The sequence below is a fragment of the Candidatus Amarolinea dominans genome, assembly GCA_016719785.1.
Classification (GTDB): Bacteria; Chloroflexota; Anaerolineae; order SSC4; family Amarolineaceae; genus Amarolinea; species Amarolinea dominans.
This window is the reverse complement of the sequence record JADJYJ010000006.1, coordinates 286,654-303,535: the sequence shown is the minus strand read 5'-3', so window position 1 is coordinate 303,535 and position 16,882 is coordinate 286,654. Positions and strand designations below refer to the sequence as shown.

General features: G+C 61.7%; 11 protein-coding genes and 1 riboswitch. Of the genes, 1 reads left to right on the top strand and 10 read right to left on the bottom strand.

What is annotated here, in order from left to right; genetic code table 11:
- Positions 1-288: 288 nt before the first annotated feature.
- From groL to IPM84_09700, 10 genes are all read right to left on the bottom strand, one after another.
- Positions 289-1,932 carry a chaperonin GroEL gene (groL, locus tag IPM84_09745; protein ID MBK9093048.1) on the bottom strand — a complete coding sequence of 548 codons (1,644 nt, stop codon included), beginning with the start codon at positions 1,930-1,932 and terminating at the stop codon, positions 289-291.
- A 54-nt stretch (positions 1,933-1,986) separates the two neighbouring features.
- Entirely contained in the window at positions 1,987-2,277 is a 291-nt protein-coding gene (groES, locus tag IPM84_09740) for a co-chaperone GroES (protein ID MBK9093047.1), read from the bottom strand.
- 182 nt (positions 2,278-2,459) lie between these two features.
- Positions 2,460-3,251: an ECF transporter S component gene (locus tag IPM84_09735; protein ID MBK9093046.1), complete on the bottom strand. Its 792-nt coding sequence runs from the start codon at positions 3,249-3,251 to the stop codon at positions 2,460-2,462.
- A 677-nt stretch (positions 3,252-3,928) separates the two neighbouring features.
- Positions 3,929-4,987, bottom strand: a complete 1,059-nt coding sequence (locus IPM84_09730) for an N-6 DNA methylase (protein MBK9093045.1) — start codon at positions 4,985-4,987, stop codon at positions 3,929-3,931.
- A gap of 142 nt (positions 4,988-5,129) precedes the next feature.
- Positions 5,130-6,836: an energy-coupling factor ABC transporter ATP-binding protein gene (locus IPM84_09725; GenBank protein ID MBK9093044.1), complete on the bottom strand. Its 1,707-nt coding sequence runs from the start codon at positions 6,834-6,836 to the stop codon at positions 5,130-5,132.
- Between the two features lie 52 nt (positions 6,837-6,888).
- Positions 6,889-7,332, bottom strand: coding sequence for a rhodanese-like domain-containing protein (locus IPM84_09720; GenBank protein MBK9093043.1), 444 nt, complete (start codon positions 7,330-7,332; stop codon positions 6,889-6,891).
- A 47-nt stretch (positions 7,333-7,379) separates the two neighbouring features.
- Positions 7,380-8,579 (bottom strand): site-specific DNA-methyltransferase, encoded by a 1,200-nt coding sequence (locus tag IPM84_09715; protein ID MBK9093042.1) that lies wholly within the window; start codon positions 8,577-8,579, stop codon positions 7,380-7,382.
- 89 nt (positions 8,580-8,668) lie between these two features.
- Positions 8,669-9,742: an energy-coupling factor transporter transmembrane protein EcfT gene (locus IPM84_09710; protein MBK9093041.1), complete on the bottom strand. Its 1,074-nt coding sequence runs from the start codon at positions 9,740-9,742 to the stop codon at positions 8,669-8,671.
- A 22-nt stretch (positions 9,743-9,764) separates the two neighbouring features.
- Complete coding sequence (locus IPM84_09705) at positions 9,765-13,274, bottom strand: hypothetical protein (protein MBK9093040.1); 3,510 nt, start codon at positions 13,272-13,274, stop codon at positions 9,765-9,767.
- 76 nt (positions 13,275-13,350) lie between these two features.
- On the bottom strand, positions 13,351-14,508 hold the full coding sequence (locus IPM84_09700) for a terpene cyclase/mutase family protein (GenBank protein MBK9093039.1): 1,158 nt from the start codon (positions 14,506-14,508) through the stop codon (positions 13,351-13,353).
- Between the two features lie 22 nt (positions 14,509-14,530).
- Positions 14,531-14,675, bottom strand: a riboswitch (cobalamin riboswitch).
- 219 nt (positions 14,676-14,894) lie between these two features.
- Between IPM84_09700 and ftsH the strand changes: the two genes are divergently transcribed.
- Positions 14,895-16,880, top strand: a complete 1,986-nt coding sequence (ftsH, locus tag IPM84_09695; protein MBK9093038.1) for an ATP-dependent zinc metalloprotease FtsH — start codon at positions 14,895-14,897, stop codon at positions 16,878-16,880.
- Positions 16,881-16,882 lie beyond the last annotated feature (2 nt).

Sequence of the window (16,882 nt, the reverse complement as noted above, 5' to 3'; positions counted from 1 at the left end):
CTCATCGGAGGAAGGCGCCGGATGGATATTCGGGGGGGTTGACAGGACAAGGGAAGGCGAGTGACTCTGACTGCCTGGCTGGTCATGCGCATAAATAGTTTATCATAGGCCAGGGCAGATAGTTTATCATAGGCCAGGGCAGATAGTTTACCATAGGTCAGGGCAGATAGTTTACCATAGGTCAGGGCAGAATGAAAAGCCCACCTCAGTACTGAGGTGGGCTTTTGTTTCATGCATTGACGCCATTGGCGCCGATGGCGGATAAGGCTATCGGCAGGCGGGTCGGTCCTAGAAGTCCATACCGCCGCCGCCCTGAGGCGGCCCAGCCGGGGCCTTTTCCTTTTCAGGAATGTCGGTGATGAGGGCTTCGGTCGTCAGAATCATGGCCGCGATCGAGGCCGCATTCTCCAGACCACCGCGAGTTACCTTGGCCGGGTCAATGATGCCTTCCTTGACCATGTCAACGTAGGTTTCGCTCATCACATTGTAGCCAATGCGTGGGTTGCCCGCAGCATCCTGCGCGCGGCGGACATTCTCGACCACCACGGCGCCGTCCTGACCGGCATTCACAGCGAGTTGGCGCATCGGCTCTTCGAGGGCGCGGCGCAGAAGTTTGACGCCGGTCTTTTCATCTTCGAAGTCAGTCGCCACGTCGTCCAGGGCGCTGACGGCGTTCAACAGGGCCACGCCGCCGCCGGGAACAATCCCTTCTTCGACGGCTGCACGGGTCGCGCTCAACGCATCCTCGACGCGATGTTTCTTTTCCTTGAGTTCGACTTCGGTACCCGCGCCGACGCGGATGATCGCCACACCGCCGGCCAAACGAGCCAGGCGCTCCTGCAGCTTCTCTTTGTCGTAGTCGCTGGTGCTCTTATCAATCTCGGCCCGAATCTGCTCGATACGGCCCTTGATCTCCCCAGACTCACCGGCGCCGCCCACCAACGTGGTGTTATCCTTGGTGGAGACCATCTTGTCGGCACGGCCGAGGTCGGTAATCTGGGTGGTTTCCAGTTTGCGGCCCAGTTCTTCGGTGATGACGCTGCCGCCGGTCAACACGGCGATGTCCTGCAACATGGCCTTGCGGCGATCGCCAAAGCCCGGGGCCTTGATCGCCACGACGTTGAACATGCCACGCAGCTTGTTCAAGACCAGGGTCGCCAGCGCTTCGCCGTCCACGTCTTCGGCAACGATGACGATTTCGCGACGGCCCGACACCATCACTTTTTCCAACAGCGGCACGATGTCGGCGGCTGCGGAGATCTTCTTGTCGGTGATCAGGATGTAAGGATTCTCCAGCACCGCTTCCATGCGCTCGGCGTTGGTGATGAAATAGGCGCTGATGTAGCCGCGGTCGAACTGCATGCCTTCGACATACTCGGTCTCGAAGAGCAAACCCTTGCTCTCTTCCACGGTGATGACGCCGTCCTTGCCCACCTTGTCCATGACAGCGGCAATCAGGTCGCCGATCTCGCGATCCTGCGCGGAAATGGCAGCCACGTTCGCGATCTCTTCCTTGGTGGTGATTTCAATCGCCTGGCTGCGGATGGCCTTGACAACCGCAGCGGTGCCCTTCTCGATACCGCGCTTGAGCAGCATGGGGTTGGCGCCCGCAGCCACGTTGCGCAGACCTTCGTGTACAATCGCCTGCGCCAACACGGTCGCGGTGGTGGTGCCGTCGCCGGCAATGTCGTTGGTCTTGGTGGCGGCTTCCTTCAGAAGCTGCGCGCCCATATTCTGATACGGATCGGCCAGTTCGATTTCCTTGGCCACGGTGACGCCGTCATGCGTGACGGTAGGGGCGCCCCATTTCTTATCCAGGGCTACGTTGCGGCCCTTAGGGCCAAGGGTGGTCTTCACGGCATTGGCCAGAGCGTCAATGCCCACCTTCAAATTGCGTCGTGCTTCTTCGCTAAAACTGATCTGCTTTGCCATATTGCTCTATCTCCCAGGTTCTTGTTTGATTTGCGCGCTGTCAACAGGTGACAATTATGATTCGAGTACTGCCAGGATGTCACTCTCGCGCAGGATGAGTAACTTCTTGCCGTCCAACTTCACTTCGGTGCCCGCGTACTTGGCGTACAAAACACGGTCGCCAACGGTGGTGTCCATCGGACTGCGGCTGCCGTCTTCGTTCAGCTTGCCCGGGCCGGCCGCAATGACCTTACCCTCTTGTGGCTTCTCTTTTGCGGTCTCCGGCAAGATGATTCCGCTTGCCGTGCGCTCTTCCTGCTCTGCCGGCTCAACAACGATCCGATCACCTAGTGGTCGAAGCTTCATATGCTTATGCCTCCTCAATGGTATCCCATGATTGATGTGTTAGAATTGATTCGTTTTTTCTACACACCGGTTAGCACTCAAAATATCAGAGTGCTAATCCGGGGCCATTTTATCCAAAAGGGTACGATTGGTCAAATTTGAGATGCGAGGTGTGAGAAGAAAATCGAAAATCAAAAATCGGCTTATTCTTCGGAAGTGATCTCGAAGCGAAAGCGCAGTTGAAAGCGGCGCAGGAGGCGCAGCACCGGCAGGCCGAGAAACAGGATGAGCAGGGCATTGCCGCCAGCCCGCCACAGGTCCCAGGCCAGTGAGGTGACCAGGTAAAAAGGCAGGTAGCGCTGCAGGATGCCCGCCAACCCCAGGCCAGGCTGCCAGTAGAGGGCGGCTTGATCGGGGCGAAAGACGAAAGGCCAGAACCAGAGGTTCATGATGGCGCCGAACAGGAGGCCGAGGAACAATCCCCAGACGGCCAGCAGGAGCACTTCACGCCGGGGATGGCGGGGCCAACTCGGCGCCAATGCGCCCAGCATTCCCACCCAGCCGGTGGCGAACATCTGAAAGGGGAGCCACGGCCCCACGCCGCCGCCCAACAGCGCCGATACCAGGAGCGACAGGGAACCGAGCAGAAAGCCAAAGGTCGCGCCGTAGACATGCCCGGCCAGGATGGGCAGGAAAAAGATGGCGTTGAAGCCGCCAGGGCCGGGCAGCGCACGCAACACCGCGTTGAACGCGGTCAAAATGCCAAGCACCGCGACGGTGCGCGTGTTCATCTGCCCAGCCGACAGGTTCAACAGCACCGCGCCCAGGCAGATGACGATCAGCAGGATGAGGAAGAAAGGCGCATCGGCCGCGTGCGATAGCGCGCCGCCGTCGCCGGGCAGCGCTGTCTCCAGGCTGAAAAAGGGCGCCACGAACGCCACCGCGCCGATGGCGCTGGCAAGGAGCAGGATAGCGGCGTTGAGCCAGTGAGTCATTTTGGTCAACAGTAGGAAGTCCTATGTACAACATCAGAACAAAGCCATTTGCTTCGGTGACGTCCTGCGTGAGCACGCTTGGACAGGCTCCTGCCTCCAGGCGTACAGCTCGTTGAGAGATTGCACCTCCTCGCTTTTGAAGGTGAACTCTCGCCCCGACATAGCGAGCGAAATGATGACCTGAACATGACGAATGGCTTCCGCCTTGAGGTGCGGCGGAACCCATGTTGGGTATGGAAGCCGCTCGAAGTCCTTACTCTGAATGTTTCTCGTGTGATTCAGAACATCCTTTAGAATGCGCGTGCAAAGGTCAGTGAGCGCCCATCCGATAATGAAGAATAGTTCATCGTGAGGAACTCCCGGTCGCAGAAAGGCACACGGCGCGCCGCTATCGAGAATATACCCTGATGGCAGGTACCGTGCGTAGAGTCTCGGTGCGATAAGTGACCACGTCAAACCCTCTCGCCCAAAATACTTCATTCCGCCAACACCATGAAGATACCAATTTCCTGTCTTCTTGAACGTATAAACATAATCACCATTGTCACGCCAGAAGATGACCCACTCGGGTTCGGAGTAGAGGATTCGTGACGTTGCTTTGTTATAGGAACAATAGTCACTGTGGGGTAATGCGATTCGACGCGTTGTATCTAGCTTCTGCCAAGACACGATCTTCTCTACTGCACCGCGCGCCTCCTGTTCTGCGATATGCTGCAATTGGCCCTGGGAGACTTTGCCCAGACGTGCGCGATTGCATTCTTTACCGTGATAGCCTGTGAATCAAACCGAAACTCGTAAGGTTCATCAACTGCGCCTTGCTGGATTGGGCGAAGGAACAGCTCATTGTTGCCGATCGTCATGCCGGAGGTGGCAACCATTTTGTCGCCAACGAGGACGCCGGTGAAGTATTTCGCATACTCGCCGTTGACCCTCCAACTGACGTTTGGGGTAGATTCGATCTCAATCAACGACATGTCCACTCCAAATATCGAGACACGCCGGGGTTCGTTGGCCCGCTTGGTCAGCGAAAGGAGAAGCATGTCCTGATTCGTATCTGCAAATGAACCGGGCACAACCGAAACGTCCACAAGGCAGGTTTCCTGGAGCCATGAACGTAGGCCGGTCATAGTGGGAATTGTCAAAATCGTGTCACTACAGATGAAAACAAGCTTGCCGCCCGGCTTGAGCAGATCAACACACTTGACGATGAAAAATGCGTATGTCTCCTTCTTGATCTTGCGAGAGTTTCGCACCCCGAATATGTCGTCGAGTTCATCTTGAATAGAGGGATCAATGCTGCCACCAAAAGGAGGATTTCCGATGATTAGATCGAACATTTCAAGGCGGCTGGCAAAGTATCGTTGCCGGTTGGTGGCCGCGCTTCGATCAGATCCGGGAGGCATCCACCTGAAGAAATCGGAATTCTCCATGTGGGGAGGAAGAGGGCCAAGCCCCGCCTTGTCCCACTTCTCTGAGAATCGTGCGAATGCTACATCGTCAACTTCACAGCCGTAGAGATGATCGCGGCGCCAGGTTTGAATTTCGGTGGATCGAATGACTTTGGTTAGTGCATCCACGATTGCAAAAACGAATGACCCATTGCCGAACGACGGCTCAAGAACCCGGTACGCAGGCAAGATCGTTAGATCGCGTACGATGGCTGTAGCCGTCGCCGGTGGCGTAAAGAACTGCCCCAGTTGTCGCTTTCGGTCTCTGGATAGTCGTGCAATGCTCATTGGAGGTTGAGAGATTCCTGTGTCTCTGGTGTGACGATGATTTCATTGTCTATGGCACGATTCTACTACACAGCTAGAGAAACTTCAAGCCTCGTTTCGTGTCAATTCGTGTAATTCGTGGCAAGAACATCGCTGCCTGCGCTCACTGCCACGGATTGGCGCCGTTTCGCTGCATGTTACGCAGCACGTCATCTACCGTCAGAAACGCCGGATCGCGCAGGAGCTTGTTGATTTGCGAGGCGAAGACCAACGATTCGCTCATCGCGATACGCGTGGGCGCATCGAGCACCACCTGTCCCTCGGCCAACAGAATGACACGATCGGCGCACCCCGCCACCAACTCGACATCGTGCGTCGCCATGATGATCGTTTTGCCGGCCTGGCGATAACTTCTGAGCAGCTTGACTAACTCCGCTTTCTGCTGATAGTCCAAGCCCCGCGTCGGTTCGTCCAGAAGCAGCACTTGTGGATCGGCCACCAGGATCGCGGCCAGGGCCGCGCGCTGGCGTTCGCCGCCGCTCAGGTCGCGCGGGTAATGATCGCTCAAATGCGCCAGGCCCAGGCTGGCGAGCAGCGCCTGGTCGGCCGGCCGATCGGCCGGCAGGGCATGTCCGTTGCGTGTGAAGGTCAATTCCTGCGCCAGAGTGTCCTGGAAAAGCAGCAGGCCGGGGTCCTGCGGCACATAGCCCACGGTCTTGACGATCTCATCCAGGGAGAGCTTGCTCGTGTCCACCAACAGGTCCGCGGCGTGTTGGCCGTTGCCCTGGCTGTGACCAGGCGCGGCACGGCCCGCATAGCCATGGGCGCCGGCGAGGCGGATGCGGCCCTGCTTGGCGCGCAGCAGTCCCACCAGCAGCTTCATCAGGGTGGTTTTGCCGGCCCCGTTGCGCCCCATCAATGCCACCAGTTCGCCGGGGCGAAAGGTCAGCGACACCCCACGCAACGCCTCGCGACCCGCGTAGTCATACCAGGCGTTCTCGATCTGCACGCTGGGCGCCACCTTGTCGCCTGGCTGGGGGGCTACGGCCTGGCCGCGCAGGGGTGTCAGGTCCAACTGACGGGCAAAGCGACGCGCGTCCTTGATCGTGAGCGGCAGCGGGCGCCAGCCCAGCGCCTTGCCCAGCGTGACCAGCGGCGGCGTCAGCGGCACCTGGCTCAGGACATCATCCGGCGTGCCATCCACGATTGGTGCGCCGGCGCCGGGGAAGTAGAGAATGCGGTCCGCGTACTGCACCACGCGTTCCAGGCGATGCTCAGACAGGATGACCGTCAGTCCCAGGTCTTCGTTCAACTGGCGCAGGGCGATCAGCACTTCTTCGGCCGCCTGCGGGTCGAGCTGAGAGGTTGGTTCATCCAGCACAAGCACCTGCGGATGCAGCGTCATCACGGCGGCCAGGGCCACGCGCTGCTTTTCACCGCCCGACAGGGTGGAGACGCGGCGGCTGCGCAGGTGCGCGATGCCGAGTTGATCGAGCACCTCTTCGACCCGTTTGCGCATCACGGCCTGCGGCAGGGCGAAATTCTCCAGCGCAAAGACCAGTTCATCTTCCACGGTGTCCACAACGAACTGCGCCTCCGGGTCCTGGAACACAAAGCCAACCGCGTCGGCCATGCCGCGCGGCTCCAGGTTGACCGGATCGCGACCCGCCACGCGCACCTGCCCGCTGAAGCGTCCGCCGTAGAAATGGGGCACCAGGCCGTTCAGACAGCGCAGAAACGTTGACTTGCCCGCGCCCGATGGCCCCACCACCAGGACAAACTCCCCCTCCGCAATCTCCAGCGACAGGTTGCGCAACACCGGCGCCCTCTGCTGCGGATAGGCATACGACACCCGCTCGAACTTAATCACCGCCCATACCGCGCCTCTGTCATTTTTCTTCTTCCCCCTCACTTCCCACTTCTCATTTCCCGCTGCGCGCTTGCTTGTAAGGCTCCTCCACCGGATTGCCTTCAGCTTGCCAGGTTGTAATACCGCCCTTGAGGCTGTAGACTTCGCCGAAACCCTGTTGCATGAGATAGCCGGCCGCGGCCACGCTGCTGTAGCCATGGGCGCAGTAAACTACCGTGGGCGCGGTCTTGTCCAACTCACTGATGGCCCGCGGCAACGTCGGCATGGGCAGCAGGCGCGCGCCAACCAGGTGGCCAATAAATTGCTCGCCAGAACTGCGCACGTCCACCAACACAAACGGCTTGCCGGCGGCCTGCTGCGCCACAAGCTCAGCCGGCGTCAACTCCGCTACCTGGATCGGTTCCGGTTCTGGCTCCGGCACACTGGCCGGCCAAGAAACCGGCTTCTCCTGCTTGCCCAAGCCAACCGCGCGCTTGATGGCATCGAAAACACCCATCGTCTCAACTCCTTGGAATATCTACACCAAATTTTCGTTTGATTAGACTACAGACCAACAAAACTCTCCAAAGGCGCCTCGAGTAATTGGGAGTCAACCGCGGCGCAGTTGATGGTCAGGACTTGCTCAGCTTCTTTGCCCAACCATTTGGGCATCTCTTCGCGTATTACCGCCACGTACTGTGGATTTTGTTCGATCAAGACAAAACGCCGGCCCAGCTTGATGGCCGCCTTGCCGACCGTGCCGGCGCCCGCGAACGGATCAAGCACGACATCATCCTTGAACGAGTAGTAGCTGATGACCTTTTCGGCCAATTCCAGCGGAAAAATGGCCGGATGGCGCTCATCGTACGCGGGCTTGATGCGCCAGATGTTGGTGTGCTCGTAATCATCGCCAATTTTCGAGGCTTCCACTAACGCCTGGTTCGAATGGGCGCGAATGTTCCAGTCAATCAGGCGGCTGGTTTGCTTGCGATAAACCAGCACATACTCGGTCACCGGCACCGGCTTGTACTGCAGTGGATTGCGATCGGCGGCAAAGCGGCGTCCGCGTCCGGTGGCCCATCCGGCGCCCTCTGGTTTTTCCCAAATGATGTCGTCAATGAACTCGTAGCCTTCTTCGGTAAACAGGCGGTGCATGTCGAACGGCACGGCGATACGACGCGAGGCTTCGCTGCGATTGGCGCGTCGGATCAGCACCGGCGACACGTTCATCACAAAAAAGCGCCCTTCGGCCAGTACCCGATGCGCTTGCTGCATGATCTTTCGAATTTTCAGTAGATATTCTTCATACGTCACATAGTCCGTGTATTCCGGTCGTGCGTTGTAATAGGGCGGCGACGTAAAAATCAGGTCAACGCTGCCGGCCGGCAAATCAGACAGTATTGCTTCCGAGTCACCCTGGATCACCGTATTCCGCAGCGCAGAGAGCGCATACGTATCTCGCGCACGCGGCGCCGATGGTGCCGATTCAACCTTGCGGCCCAAAAGACGCGCCTCAAGCGTGCCCGGCGCCGTTGATTTGTTTTCCAGAATCAACGATGTCCGTGCATCTATGACCACTTCCCCGATGCGCTCTTGGCCCGTTTGGTTGAGCAACGGCACACGCCAAACATGGTAGCGGTCATCTACTTCCGGCAGGCCAAAGGTCACAGCATTTTGCAGTTGCGCCTGTTCCAACCAAACCATGGCGACCTCTTTGGCCGCCTGTACATCAATGATGCTATATTTCCTCAACTGCGTTACCATACGCCCACGCGTCATCGCGACACCTCTCTCATCATCTTAGTGGCTGTGATTATAGCCCTATCATCGCGGCTTGCCCATTTGCATAACCGTCACGCGTCAGTTGTCTCGGCGTTCGCGCCGCGGCGCGGCGGAGGCAGCAGCAGCGCGGGCGCGATGAGCAGGGCCAGGGCCGCGCCCAGCACCGGTTGAAACGACGGCCAGGGGGAATAGGGCGGATAGGGGTAGTAGAGCAGGCCGATGCGGCTGGTCAACCACAGCGTGCCGGTGACGCTCAGGGTAACGAGACAGGCCAGGCTGAGCCAGGTGTCGCGCCGGCGCCACACCCAGCGGCGATAGCGTGTGCGCTGAATTTGCCGCCCTTGCCGCCAAAAAAGATACGCCAACAACAGCAGCCCCGCGCCCGACAACAGCGGCGCCCAGGCCCGCGCGGTTGGCCAATAGCTGGCCGCAAACTGACCCACGAGCAGCAGAGCCAGGGAGACGATCAGCGCCAGGCGCAGGCCGAGCACGGCGCGGCCGCTCAGCCGGGTTTGCGTGCTGCTGAAGCCGCGCGCCTCCATGGATTCGGCCAGTTGAATGGCCCGCTCCAGCCCGGTGGTCAGCAGCGGTAGGAACAACGGCCCCATGTCGCGCAGACCACGCGGCCGAAAACCGCGCAGGCGCTGCACGTCACGAATCTCCTGCAAGGCGGTTAGCATCTGCGGCACGAAGGTCACAGCAATGGCGGCTACCACGCCAACGGTGTAAAACGGCTTGGGGATCAGGCGCAGCAGCCGCGACTGATCCAGGCCCAGGTTGAAGGCGGCGAAGATCAGGAGCAGGGCCAGCAGGTTCAGCCCACTGCTCAGGCCGTAGAGCAGCGCCTCCAGCGTGATGTTCCCGCCCACGATCGGCCAGGCCGCCGGTAAGCGCAGCAGCACCAGGTTGCCGGCGTGAACCATCAGCGCGTTGAACGGCACGCTGAATGCCACCAGGAACAGCCCGGCACGCAAAAAAACACCCCACGCTTGCGCCGACGGTGTGCGGCGCTGCAGCGTGCCATAGACGGCTGCAGTGGCCAGCAGGAGCAGGAGCAGATACAACGGATTGCGCGTCAGCATAGCCGGCAACGCGGCGGCCGTCAACCACAACAGCCAGGCGATGGGATGAAAAGTCTCGTTCACAGATGCGCGCCGCGGGCTAAGCTCACGGTTCCTCCTCCGTCCCGCCCTGGCGCCCCAGGACAAAGATCACCGCGCCGCCCAGCGCCAGCAGGATCAAGCCAAACAGGGCGTATTGCCACAACAGCCCGCCGCTATGACGATCCGGGGGCGCAGCCGTCCCACCGGGGAGCGCAGCCGTCCCGGCCGCAGTCTGAGTGGGCGCAGCCGTCCCTCCTGGGAGCGCGGCCGTCCCGACCGCAGTCCGAGTGGGCGCGGCCGTCCCGACCGCAGTCTGAGTGGGCGCGGCCGTCTCACCTGCAAGCGCGGCCGTCCCGACCGCCGTCTGAGTGGGCGCGGGCGTTGCGGTCGCCACGGGTGCGCGCGTCACCGTCGGCGTCGGCGTGAGCGCGGGCGTTGGCGTCGCGGTCAGCGCAGGGGGTGGCGTGGCGGTGGCGCCCGTCACTTGCAGCGTGATGCTGCGCGTCAATACGCCCGCGCCGGTATCTACCCGCAAAACCAATGGCTGCGTCTGCTGTGGACATTCCTGGCGCTGCTCCTCGGGCGTGACGATGGCCTCGTTGTAGTAGATGGCGGTCCACGGCCCGCTGACTTTCCAACTGACGCTGCTGCACTGCCCCGCGGTCAACGTCAGCGGCGCTGCGCTGAAGCTGATCTGCACCACGGGCGTCGGGGTGGGCGTTGCGCCGGGCGCGGCGGTCGCCGTATTCGTCGGAGTCGCCGTGGGTGTCGGGGTTGGCGTGGCCGTGACCGTGGGCGAAGGGGTTGGCGTGGGCGTGGCTGTCGCCGCGGGCTGACAGATTTCGCCCAGGGTGATGACCGGCGGCGGCTGGCCGTTGCCGTCCGCACCCGCGCCCCAGCGCCAACCATCCACCTGGCCGTTGCTCAGCACAAAACTGCTGGCGCCCAGTTGTGAATAGTCCCAGGTGTTGTTGGGCCTGAGATGCCAGTAGGACCAGTAGACGCACGCCAGCCCCTGGCACTGGCAGAAACAGTCCTCGATGGGGAAGCTGCAGCCGTCGTTGTTGATCTTGCAGACGCCGGCGCCCATGCCCGTGCTGGTGGCATCGTAAATGACCTGCAAACTGGAGACGCTCTTCAGCAACTGCAGGCCGCTGATCGTTTCCGCCTCGAAATTGACGCAGTAGGTCTGCACCTGGTCATTGTCAAACTGCACCACCAGACCGGCCTGGTGGGTGAGCGGCCGCGCGGCCGTCTGATTGACGCCAAATCCGCACGCCAACGCCAGGAGGAGGCCCAGGAGCAGCCCGCGCGCGCCCAGCGGACGGGCAAAGCCGAACAGATTGCGGTCAGGGGGGTGATGGTGCAGTTGGGTCATCGTTTGTCCCAGTGGCCGGGTTCTACCGCCGGATGCCCGGATAATACCACGTGCGCGGCTCGCCAACGGTTGGGCACGCAAGGCCACGGCGGGTACGGCCTGCACGGTGGCATAGAGGTCATTGGCGCCGCTGAAACCGGCAAAGCCGCCATCCTGGCTCTGCCGCGCCAACAGCGCATCAAGCGGGGTGTGCAGGGTCAGTGTAATCTGATTCGTGGCCGTGATGTGCTGACTCCAGGCCCAGCCGTCCGGGTCATGCCCGGCTGCGACCAGGGCCTGCACCACATAGGCGGTCGAATTGACATCGGTGGCATCACAGGCCGGATAGCCGCACGGTTTCTGATAGGGGAAGCCGCCGTCCGGGTTCTGTTGCTGGCGCAGGAAGGTCAAGCCATGCTGCACGGAGGCCGCGTCAGCCGGCTCACCCGCGGCGAGCAGGGCCTGCAGCGCGACGGCCGTCGTATTGGTGTCCGCGCCCCAACCGCTGCCGAGTTCCCAGCCGCCGTTGGCAAGCTGCTGTTGACGCAGCCAGGCGCGGCTCAGCCAACGACCCGGCGCGTACTGCGCGGACATCGCCAACAGGCCAAAACCGTGATCGAACAGGCTGCTGCCGATCTGGCCGCTGCCTGGGTCGAAGGCATCGAGCACGCGGGCGCCAACGTTGACGCCGCCAAAATCGTTCGGCGCACGGTCCGGCCGGCTGGCAAGCGCGGCCAGGGTGAGCTTGCCCGCGGCCGCGGTGGAGGAGAGGGTGTAGGTCATGGCCTGCGATGCCAGGTAAGCGAGCAGGCTGGGACCGCCTTGTGTCCAGGTGGCCGGATCTTGCCCGCCGCTGACCGCGGCGAACACGGCATCCGCGCTCTGACCGGGAGCGCCGAAGCTGCCGTCCGCCTGCTGCTGGCTGTGCAGCCAGGTCAGCGCGTGATCGAGCGCCACCTGGCGCCCGCGCAGCGGCAGCGGTTTACCCACCAGGGCCGGCAAGGCAGACACCGTTGAAAACAGATCGTTGGGGCCGCTGAAGCCGACAAAGCCGCCGGCCGCGCTCTGCTGCGCCAACAGGGCCTGGAACGGTGTCGTATTGCTGATCGTCCAGCCCGCGGCCAACGGGTTGTCGCTCACGGCCAGCAGTCCCTGCAAGGCCAGGGCGGTGGAGCTGACGCTGGTGGGGAAGGGAGATTGGTAGGGGAATCCGCCATCCTGGTTCTGCTGCGTGTGCAGAAACGCGACCGCCTGGGTCATGGCCGGGCTGGCAAGCGGTTCGCCGGCCGCGCTGAGCGCCTGCATGACCAGGGCGGTGCTGTCCACGTCCGCAGTGTCGCCGGGCATGAAGCCCCAGCCGCCCGCCGTCGTTTGCGCGGCGAGCAGGTGGCCGGCGGCGCCATCGGGAATCGGCGCCTGGCTGGCGCGCAAGGCCAGGATCGCGTACGCCTGATCCCAATTGCTGGCGCCGAAGCGACCGCCGGCGTCCGCAAACGTCGCCAGCCGGGTCAACAGGTTGAGACCGCCAAAATCCGTGGGGTTGGCATCGGCCGCGGCAACGGCCAGGATCAGTTTGCCGGTGGCTGCGGCGCTGCTGGCAAACGTTCCCGCCTGAGTCGCCAGGTAAGCGAGCGCGCTGGGGCCTTGTCCTACTCGCCAGTCAGCCGCTTTTTCGTTGGCGGCGGCCAGGGCGATGACCGCGTCCGCGGTGGCGCCCACGCCAAAGCCGGGAAAACTGCCATCGGCCTGCTGCTGGGTGTGTAGCCAGGCGAGCGCCCGCTGCACGGCCAACTGCGTGAAGGCGCTGGCGTCCGGCGGCTGTCCCTGGCTCCAGCGCCAGCCATCTACATCGCCGTCGTGCAACTGGCGTTCACCTGCGCCCACGGCGGCAAAGTCCCAGGCGTGGCCGTTCCAATTGAAATAGGACCAGTAGAAGCAGGGATCGAACGGCGCTGGGCAGCCGCAGAAACAATCGGCGCTGGGGCAGCCCGTGCCGCCAATGCGGCAGACCAGGGCGCCGCTCAGCTCCAGCGCGAGGCCAGAGCGCTGCAAGGCTTCCAGCCCGCTGATGGTCGGCTCAGAAAACAGCACCGTGCGCGTCTCCACGCGGCCGTCGGCGTGCTGAACCACAAGGCCAATGGTATTGGGGATGGTTTTGGCCGCGCGCGTGGGGAGGGTGGATATGAGGAGGGCGCCGACTAAGAGAATAACTGACAATGTGCGTCTTGAAAACATAATCCTACCAAATTAGCTTGTTTGCTGGGCTTCTGCAGCCTCGCAGGCTTCGGGAATCTCAGATGGGCGGGCGGGCGACGAATGGCAGAAACAGGCGCGGCGGCGGGAGCACATCGCCTGGATAGGGGCGCAGCAGGGCATCCAGCGCGTCCAGGGTCGCCATCAAGCGCTCGCCCGCGGCCGTCGCCATGAAATTGAAGCCGCCATCGGCCGCCTGCAACGCCAGTAAGGCTGACAGCGGCGTGTTGCTGCCATGAACGAATGGCGCGGCCAGGGGGTGATGTTCCACGGCGAGCAGGCCGGCCAGGGCCAGCGCCGTCGAATTGCTGTTGGTGGTACCGGCGGCGCCGAGGCTCCAGCCGCCATCGGGGTGCTGCGTCGAAGCCAAAAAACTGACCGCGGAAATCACCGTGGTGCTGCTGACGGGTACAGCGGCCAGGGGCAGCGTCTCCAGGATCAGGCCGGTGGTGTCAACCTCATCCAACGGGCCGCCGATGCGCCATTCCCAGCCGCCGGTGGCATGCTGCTGGGCGATGATGGCGGTCACGGCCGGCGCCGGCAGTGGTTGCGAGGCCAGGCGCAGGCCCTGCACGGCCAGGGTGTGGTAATAGAGGTGTCCGGGATGATACAAACCAGTAGCTGGCTGGTAGTAGCTGGAGAGGTGTGCGGCCAGGTCTATGCCGGCGAAGTGATGCACGTCGCGGCCCGCGGCCGCAACCGCGCGCAGGAACTTGGCCGTGCGGCCGGCGTCAGTCAGATACGCGGGTATCTGGCTGCGCAAGGCATCGAGCGCGCTGAAGCTGGCAGGCCGCCAGGCCGGGCCGTCCGGGTCTTCGCCCGCACGGGCGATCAGAAAAACGGCGTCTGCGGTTCGCACGCCAAAACTGCCATCGGGCTGCTGCTGCGTGTGCAGCCAATTGATGGCGCGCACGACCGCCGCGGTGCGCGCCGGCCAGGTGTTGTTCGCAGGCGTGGAACGGATCCCCGTTTCGGGATCCGGGTCGCGCAGGTGGACTGCGTACCCATCGAGGGGATTTGCACGCGCCTGGCCTGGCCCGGAAAGTGCCAGGATTGCCAGCAGTAGCCAGGAGAAGCCAGCGCGCAGGAGCTGGCGCCGCGGAGTGACGTTTACAGACTGTCCGTGGTCTAAAAGAAGGCGGCGCAATAAAATACCCTTGTCGGTTGACAAGGGTGACAGATCATGAAAAAAATTCATGCCCAGACCCTTTCGCTCGAAGGTTCCAGAGCGACCATGAGGTGGGTATTCTGGCTTACATGGACAGATCAATGTGACAGATCAATGTTCCATGATGACAGTTGCGGCACAGCACCGGCTTCGAACCGGTTTCCCCCACGTTGCGCACGACACAGCGGTGTGCCTGCGCTTGCATGGCCCTGCTAGATTGTTGAATGACGGCAGTATAGCACGGTGCAGGCAGGCTGTCAAAGGTCTGTTCAGGGTTGATTTGGCGGTCTGCGCCGCATAATTGATTGTAATCTAAACAGCTAGCGTATTCAGTGAGTTTCTGGTATAATGCCGCCACGGTTGCAGGTAACCGCCGTCCGGCAGCCAACTCACATTAGCCGGGCGGGGAGGACTCCTTGAACGCCAATTGGACAAAGAACGGTTTTGTATATCTACTCATCCTGGTGGCTGTGGCGGCGCTTTTCTTCAGCCTGTTCCCTCAGACCAGCCAGGTTGAAACGCAGGAAATTTCCACGATTGCCGAATGGATCAAACAAGGCAAAGTCGCCTCGGTCGCCATTGTGGGCGACGAAGTGCGCGTGCGTGTGTGCGCCGACGGTCGCAGAGCCACAGAGACAGCCTGTAAGGCGAGTGACCAGGTCATCATTTCGCGCAAAGAACCGATCATCGGCCTGACCGAGCAATTGACCAACCTGGGTGTGACCGCCGAACAACTTCGACGGCTTGACCTGCGGGTGGATCCGCCCAGTGACGTGGGCAACTGGCTGACCTTCCTGGGCAGCCTGCTGCCGCTGGTGTTTGTCGGCGCCCTCTTCTTCTTCTTGCTGCGTCAGGCGCAGGGCGGTAACAATCAGGCGATGGCCTTTGGTAAGAGCCGGGCGCGCATGTTCACCGGCGACAAGCCAACAGTCACCTTTGCCGACGTGGCCGGTGCGGATGAGGCCAAACAAGAGCTGCAGGAAGTGGTTGAGTTTCTCAAAGAACCACAGAAATTCGTTGCCCTCGGCGCGCGCATCCCCAAGGGCGTCCTGATGGTCGGCGCACCCGGCACTGGCAAGACGCTGATGGCCAAGGCAGTGGCCGGTGAAGCTGGCGTGCCCTTCTTCTCTATTTCCGGCTCCGAATTCGTGGAAATGTTCGTTGGTGTTGGCGCCAGCCGCGTGCGTGATCTGTTCGAGCAGGCCAAACGCAACAACCCATGCATCATCTTCATTGATGAGATTGATGCTGTCGGTCGCCATCGCGGCGCGGGTCTGGGCGGCAGCCATGACGAGCGCGAGCAGACGCTGAATCAGATCCTGGTGGAGATGGACGGCTTCGATACCGTGACTAATATCATCGTCGTCGCGGCCACTAATCGGCCGGACATCCTGGACCCCGCGTTGCTGCGCCCTGGTCGTTTCGACCGCCAGGTGGTTATGGACCGCCCTGACATGAGGGGGCGCAGAGCGATCCTGGAGGTACATGCCAAGGGCAAACCGCTGGCGGCCGATGTCGAAATGGAATCGCTGGCGCGGCAGACCCCGGGCTTTGTCGGCGCTGACCTGGAGAATCTGCTGAACGAAGCAGCCATCCTGACGGCGCGACGCAACAAGCGCAAAATCGGTATGCCTGAATTGCAGGAGGCCGTGGAGCGGGTGATGGCGGGGCCGGAGCGACGCAGCCGCATTATTTCGGACCGCGAGAAAGAGATCATCGCCTATCATGAGGCGGGTCATGCGCTGGTTGGGCACATGCTGCCGAACTGTGATCCCATTCATAAGATCAGCATCATCTCGCGCGGCATGGCCCTGGGCTACACAATGGCCGTGCCGGAAAACGACAGTGTTCTCAAGAGCAAGAACAAGTTCGAGGATGAACTGGCGATGACCCTGGGCGGCCGCGCGGCCGAAGCCCTGGTGTTCACCGACATCACCAACGGCGCCGCCAGTGACCTCGATCACGTGACCAAACTGGCACGCTCGATGGTGACGCAATACGGTATGAGCACCAAACTCGGCCCCATGGTGTTCGGTCGTAAGGCGGATATGATTTTCATGGGGCGTGAAGTCGCCGAGCAGCGCAACTACAGTGAGGATGTGGCCGAAGAGATTGACCACGAGGTGCGCCGTCTCGTGAATGAAGCGTACGTGCGAGCCAAAGAAATTCTGTCAACTTACCGCGAAAAGCTGGACCTGTTGGCCAAGACCTTGATCCAGAAAGAGACGTTGTCACACGAGGAGTTCGTGGCCTTGCTGTCGGACCTGCCGGAGCAGGCGCCGCCAACCCAACGCGGCCCGTCGCCCAGCAGTGTCGGTCCCATCTCGACCCCGCGCCCAACCGACGAACGCCGTGAGCAGCGCGGCACGCTACCCGGCACGCCAGCACCCTTGCCGGCCTAGAC